Source organism: Aquitalea sp. S1-19, from assembly GCF_024343515.1.
This window is the reverse complement of the sequence record NZ_RJTZ01000145.1, coordinates 1-6175: the sequence shown is the minus strand read 5'-3', so window position 1 is coordinate 6175 and position 6175 is coordinate 1. Positions and strand designations below refer to the sequence as shown.

The 6175-nt window shown below is 60.2% G+C and carries 6 protein-coding genes; all 6 read right to left on the bottom strand.

The genetic code is table 11. The features are described 5' to 3' along the window. On the bottom strand, positions 1–2556 hold a 2556-nt coding region (locus EGI20_RS15870; RefSeq protein ID WP_498632626.1), incomplete at its 3' end, for a DUF927 domain-containing protein. Beyond that, positions 2547–2879, bottom strand: coding sequence for a hypothetical protein (locus tag EGI20_RS15865; RefSeq protein WP_498632624.1), 333 nt, complete (start codon positions 2877–2879; stop codon positions 2547–2549). The genes EGI20_RS15865 and EGI20_RS15870, both read right to left, overlap by 10 nt. A 14-nt stretch (positions 2880–2893) precedes the next feature. After that, positions 2894–3598 (bottom strand): KilA-N domain-containing protein, encoded by a 705-nt coding sequence (locus tag EGI20_RS15860; protein ID WP_498632622.1) that lies wholly within the window; start codon positions 3596–3598, stop codon positions 2894–2896. 10 nt (positions 3599–3608) lie between these two features. Beyond that, positions 3609–3839 (bottom strand): helix-turn-helix transcriptional regulator, encoded by a 231-nt coding sequence (locus EGI20_RS15855; RefSeq protein ID WP_498632621.1) that lies wholly within the window; start codon positions 3837–3839, stop codon positions 3609–3611. A gap of 104 nt (positions 3840–3943) precedes the next feature. Beyond that, positions 3944–4714: a hypothetical protein gene (locus tag EGI20_RS15850; RefSeq protein ID WP_498632620.1), complete on the bottom strand. Its 771-nt coding sequence runs from the start codon at positions 4712–4714 to the stop codon at positions 3944–3946. A gap of 96 nt (positions 4715–4810) precedes the next feature. Then, positions 4811–6028 carry a tyrosine-type recombinase/integrase gene (locus tag EGI20_RS15845; RefSeq protein ID WP_498630198.1) on the bottom strand — a complete coding sequence of 406 codons (1218 nt, stop codon included), beginning with the start codon at positions 6026–6028 and terminating at the stop codon, positions 4811–4813. Positions 6029–6175: the final 147 nt, after the last annotated feature.

Genomic DNA, 6175 nt, shown 5'->3' with positions numbered 1-6175 from the left:
ACGCGCTGCCAGCCACTCCTTGAACAAGCGCACGGCGGCATGCATCGCCTCGCCGGGCTGCCAGCCGGTCAGGCCGTAGGCGGTGGCCAGTTCGCCGGCCACGGCCACCAGCGCGAAGCGTCCGGCAGCCCGCACTACCTGGCCAGTGGCATCCTTGGGTACATCGTCGGCCATGATGCTGTCCCGGCCTTCGCGGATGGCATCCAGTACGGCGGCGCGATCTTCTACCACGCGGTGCAGGAAAGCACGCCCAGCGTGGCCATAGTGGTTTGCCGCGCCGCGCTTGAATGCGATGGACAGGTCGGCACCCGATGGCTGGCCGGCCAGCGTGTCGAACAAGCCCAGGCCGCGACCGGCATCGGCAGCAATGTCGATCAGGCGTACTTCTTGCCCGGCACGGGCGTGCTTGCCGGCTTCACGCATATGCTGGCTTAGGTTGATTTCACCTGCCGACAGCATCAGCGTGCGCCAGCGGCGCGGGGTACGGATAGCGCCGCTGCGATCGGCCCGCGCTTTGCCTTGGCCGTTGGCGATCATATAGGCCGCTTCGCCGGCCTCGCGCGGGTCAACCTGTGCCAGCTCGTCCAGAATCACTAACAGGTCATTGCGGCTGGCGCACATGCCTTCCAGCCCATTGCTGGTCGCGCGCCACTTGAAACCATACTCGGCAGGGTGGCCCCACACGGATGCGGCGGCCTCCAGTGCGGTGGATTTGCCGGCGCTCGATCCGCCGACAATGTGAAACCCGCCCGACTCGTTCGCCAGCTCGGCCAGCGGGGCGGCAAAAGCCAGCGACAGGGCAAACAGCATGCGGCTGTTGCCGGACGCCAGCGCGGCCACCTCGTCGCGCCAGCCCTCCAGCGTGCCGGCCTGTGCCATGCCGATGGATTCGTCGCGTTCGCTTTGCAGGATGACGCGCTCGCCACCCATGCTACCGATCACCTCGCCATGCAGTACGAACACGCCATCATGCCAGCCGGTGCGCTGGGTGCAGCGGGCGAAGCGTTGCGGCGCCGCCTTGACGATGTAGGCGGTCAGGTATTCGCGTGCTTTGCGTCCGGGCTCTACATCCAGCCCACCCCGCGCCAACTCTTGCGCCAATGCGACCCCGTCGCTGTGCGTCAGCTCGGCGGGCATGGCCCATTCGTGCAGCCGGCCTTCGGCGTCGTGCCATACCAGTAGCCGCCCCCAGTTCGAGCCGCTGCCGTCGCGGGTCTTGGCATCCACGATCAGGGGTGAGCACAGCCAGAGCGGCGGCTTGTCGCCATCCGGGGCAAGCCAGTACACCCCGCGCCTGCCACCATTTTGCTTGAGCAGGTAGCCATGAGGCACGGCGGGCTTTTCTGCATCGCGGTTCGCGTGGTTCGCATCGATGTTTTCGGTGTGCGCGAACCGGTCGCCATCATCGCAGCCCGCGCCATGGCTGGGTTCTTGCTCCCGGTTCGCGTTGTTCGCGTGGTTCGCGCCGATTTTGGAAAGGTTTGCATTTTCTGCCACCGCCAGCTGGGGCGAAGGCGCTTTTTCCTTCTCCAAAACTTGAGGCGACATATCAAAATGGGGTTTTTTACCCTCTTTTACGCGAACCCACACGCTATCGCAGACGACATCCAGTCCTTCCAGCTGGTGCAGGTCGTTGAAATCTGACGGTGCTTTGCCGGTGGCGAACTGGTGGCGCTCGATTTGCTCTTGGGTGAAAACGGGCAGCAGCATCTCGCCGCGCGGCGACAGGATGGTGGCGGCCTTGTCGGCAGCTTCCTGCCCGGTGCCGTTGCTGTCGCTATCACCGCACACCAGTACCGGCACCGACTCGGCCAGACTGGTGGCCATGCGCTGGGCCATAGTCTTGAGATTGCCGGCATTGAAGGCCACCACGACCGGCAGGCCGGTTGCCTCATGCAGGGTGCAGCCGGTCGCCCAGCCTTCGCATATCAGTACGCTTGCCGGATCTTTCTGCCAGCCCAGCGCCAGCGATGCGCCCTTGACCTGGCCGCCGGTCAGAAAACGCTTGCTGCCGTCGTTGCCGATGATTTGCAGGTTTACCAGCTCGCCACCCACGCTGAGTGGAATCAGCAGCATGCCCCGCAACTGGCGCACGCCATAGGGCCGGATGCCCTTGCTGGCCAGATAGGGGTGATCTGCCACTACATCATCCCCCTGCGCCCACAGCTTCATGGCCTTGGCTTGTGCCGCCTCGCGCTGGCCTTGTCGGATGGCTTCGGCTTCTTCTCGGGCCGCCGCGCGTTCGTTCTCGATGCGGGCCAACTCCTCGGGCAAGGGTAGGGCGACCGGGCGCTTGGGTCGCCACCCCCGCGCGCGGGCAGCGTGGTATAGCGTGCGCTCGGTGACGCGGCCCCCGGCTGTTACCGACTTCCACACGGTGCGGGCATCTCTGGCGCAGTAGTTGTCCGCGCCCTGGCTCCAGCTGTCCCAGATCGGGAAGCCGTCTTCACCCAGTGCCGCCTTGCACGCCATGGCCATGGCGACCCATTCGTCGCGGTCGTGCGGGTCGATGCTGGCCAGTGCCGATGCCATTTCGTTCATGTCGATTAGCGGCATGATGTTTCCCTTTCCAGTTGCTCGATCAGTGCCGGGCATTGCCCGGTCAGCGCGGCAATAAACACATCCACGGCCTTGTTGGCTGGCGCTTGCAGGGCAGCCAGAATGCAGTCGCTGAATACCCCGAAGAAGGTATCAGCAAAGGCCGTTGCAGCCTTGTCACCGTGGACTTGGCATTCGTACCCATCCAGATGCCAGCGCATCGCGTGCAGCATGCGCAAGGCCGATAACAGGCCATCCCGTTCTGCCATGTGCAGGGCATTGGGGCTGATTGCGGGCAAGCCAGCGGCCTCGCCAGTCAAGGCGATTTTGTTTGTCAGCATGGTTTATTCCTTGGTCAGTGCGTGTGGGCGGCCTGGGGCGTCTTGATGCATGGCTGCATGCGCCATGTCGAGGGCAGGCAGTGCAAGCAGCTGGCGTTGCTCGGCAGCGAAGGACTGCAAGGCACGCTCGCACGCCTCGTAGGGATGCCTAGGGCCAGCAACACCATGTTCTGTGCCTCTATCAGTTGCAGCATGCGCAACTGGGCTTTGCTCAGGGTGCTGCGGTCTAACTTGGCAGTGCCGGCGAACGCCAGGCTTATTAGCCGCGCCTCGTTGGCGTAATGGTGTGGGGCTGTATCTTTGCCATCGGCCATGCGGGTCAGTTTCACCAGATCACATAGGGCGCGAAAGTCTGCCCCGGCATCGTGCCTGGCCGTCTGCCAATTGTCGGGGCAGGTATTGTCACGGATCAGTGCGTCGATCTCTTTATCGCACCAGATGGCAAACCGTACATCCAGCCAGCGGGCGAACATGACCGCAAGTTTGGGGTGTAACCAGGTGCCGCCTGCGTTTCCGCGCTTGGTCTTGATCAAATCCCCGTGATTACGGGTATTTAACGACTCGCCCAATGCCGCGATGTACTCGGCGGTTTCCTGGTTGGCCAGCCAGTGGTCAAGCCGCTTGCCGTATTTTTCAGCGGCCAGCGTGGCATTGAACCAGCCGTCGTCGTTGAATTGCATGGTGTGGCCGTCAAACGCGGCTTGGATGATCTTGGCCATGGCCGCCCCCTTATGCCGCTTGGCCCTGTTCGTCCAGCCACTGGCGCACATCCTCGGCCCGCCATGCGGTCACGCGCTCGGATAGTTTGACCGGGGCGGGGAAGGTGCCGGCGCGGACCCGGCGCCAGAGGGTGGAAGGGGAAAACGGCAGGATACCGGGCATGCCGGTGCGGGCGTCGCCTACCAGTAGTGGCAGGCGGACGTAACCGGTCTGGGGGAGGGTGATGATGTGAGTCTGCATGATGTGTCACGGCTTAATGTGGTTTATCGTGACACCACTCTAAAAGACCCTTCGCAGGGTTTCACCGCAACTGCGGTTGATGTTGCCGCAATTGCGGAAGTAGTTTAGTCGCTGATTAGACTGCGCTTTGCATCGGCAAACTTTGTTTCTAATGTTCGTTGGCTGATACCGGGTTTCCCTTTGTGATGTGCCAGTAGCGCCGAAATTACTGCGGTCTGATTGTCGAAGACGGATTGAGGCCTGCCTGCTGGAGATATACCAAGTATCAGATCTAACAATCCTCCGATGATATTTAAGTAGGTTGTTTCTGATCGTCCGCCTGGAGTTCCGATAGCATCAGCCTGCGACTTGAGCGTATCCCGCTCTTCTTTGATAGTTTCTAATTCTTTTTTCTGAGCGTGGTAAATATTTGCTGCTTTTTCGATGCGTGTTTTTAGATGGTCGCGGTCGGCTTGAAGTGCAAGGAATGCCTCAATGCTGACTTCTGGGCGTGAATCACGCTCAATTTCATCGAAAAGGAAAGCAGGTTTATCCGTGGGGAATTGATCGGCAATCCAGCTTTTCAAATCTTCACGCCTGATATGTCTACGTTCTGGTGCTACATGATCTTCTGTCGCTTTGCCATTTTCTCTGGTGCAGGGAAGATGGCCGTTTTCAATAGCTTCATGCAGTACACGACATCTTGGCTCAAGGCATGGGATGTGTGGATGAGTAAAAGTGCCCCGGCTATGAGGATGCGGCTGAGCGTTTTTAAGCTCTTCTTCCACTTGGTCTGGAGTGACTCCACACCACAGAAGAGCAGCAATAGGTAGTGAATAGTAAGCGTAGTGTGCGCGAATTTGTTCGCAGTTGTCGTTTTCCCACGGATGTCCCATTGCGCCCTCTTGGCGTTTCCCTGTATGAATTGCCACGTCAGCCGGGCAGGGTTTCCCGGTCTTCGGCCCGTCGGCCTAGGTGTGGCAAAGCGGGTGTCAGGCCGTTTTAAATAACGGCGTCACTTTTGCGCCGGCCTTGAGTCCGGCCAAATAATCTGCCCACGCCTGCATCATGCGGCGGCGTTCGGGTAAATACTCAGCATAATTATATGTAGCACGAATGCTGTTCCGTTCGGCATGTGCCATCTGGCGCTCGATGGCGTCGCGGTTCCAGCCTTGTTCATTCAGCAGCGTGGACGCCATATGCCGGAAGCCGTGCCCGGTCATGGTGTCCTTGTCATAGCCAAGGCGGCGCAAGGCTGCGTTGACCGTGTTTTCAGACATGGGGCGGCCATTGGTGCGGGCGCCGGGGAAAACGTACTGGCCATGCCCGGTGAGCGCCTGCAATTCGCGCAGCACCATCACCGCCTGAAATGAAAGCGGGACAACGTGTTTTTCCCGCGCCTTCATGCGTTCGGCCGGGATGACCCACTGGGCGGCATCGAGGTCGATTTCTTGCCATTCCGCTTTGCGCAGTTCACCGGGGCGCACGAATGTCAGCGGTGCTAGTTTTAGTGCGCATTGCGTCACGAACGACCCCTGATAGCCGTCGAGGGCATGCAGCAATTCGGCAATCAGGGCAGGGCTGGTGATGGTAGGGAATGATTTGGAGATAACGGGGGCCAGTGCGCCGGCCAGATCTGCGGCTGGGTTGCGCTGGGCGCGACCGGAGGCAATCGCGTAGCGGAATACCTGGCCGCAAGTTTGCAGGGCGCGGTGCGCCGTTTCTATGGCGCCGCGATGCTCAATGCGGCGCAGAGCGGTCAGAAGCTCTGGTGCCTCGATCTGGGCAATGGGACGCTTGCCTATCCATGGGAAAATGTCGCGCTCGAAACGGCGCATGGTCTTGTCTGCGTGGCCTGCCGTCCAGGTTGGCAGGTATTTGGAAAACCACTCGCGGGCGATAACCTCAAAGCTATTTTCGGCTTGCTGTGCCTTGGTGGCTTTTTGTACCTTGCGGTTGATGCCGGGGTCGATGCCTTCGGCAAGCAGGCGGCGGGCTTCGTCCCGGCGGTTGCGCGCATCTTTCAGGCTGATTTCTGGATAGATACCAAGTGCCAGTGTTTTCTGTTTGCCATCGAAACGGTAAGAGAGCCGCCAGTATTTCCCGATGCAGTTAACGAGCAGATGCATGCCTTTTTCGTCGGTTAGCTTGGCTGGCTTTCCGTTGTCGTTGGACTTGGCGTTCTTGCAGGCTGTGTCGGTCAGAGGCATTTGTTGGTACCTGTGATCTGTTGGTACTGGGAACCAACAGGAATACCAACACCGGCGTTGGCATGTCTAGAGATGTTATGGCACATCGTGAGACATAAAAAAACCCCGAGAGGCTTATTTCTCGGGGTTCTTGGTGTTTCATGACAC

Bases quoted from the DNA above. Each gene is read 5' to 3' on its own strand.
- EGI20_RS15865 (WP_498632624.1), bottom strand. From the start codon at position 2,879: ATGCTGACAAACAAAATCGCCTTGACTGGCGAGGCCGCTGGCTTGCCC.
- EGI20_RS15860 (WP_498632622.1), bottom strand. From the start codon at position 3,598: ATGGCCAAGATCATCCAAGCCGCGTTTGACGGCCACACCATGCAATTC.
- EGI20_RS15855 (WP_498632621.1), bottom strand. From the start codon at position 3,839: ATGCAGACTCACATCATCACCCTCCCCCAGACCGGTTACGTCCGCCTG.
- EGI20_RS15850 (WP_498632620.1), bottom strand. From the start codon at position 4,714: ATGGGACATCCGTGGGAAAACGACAACTGCGAACAAATTCGCGCACAC.
- EGI20_RS15845 (WP_498630198.1), bottom strand. From the start codon at position 6,028: ATGCCTCTGACCGACACAGCCTGCAAGAACGCCAAGTCCAACGACAAC.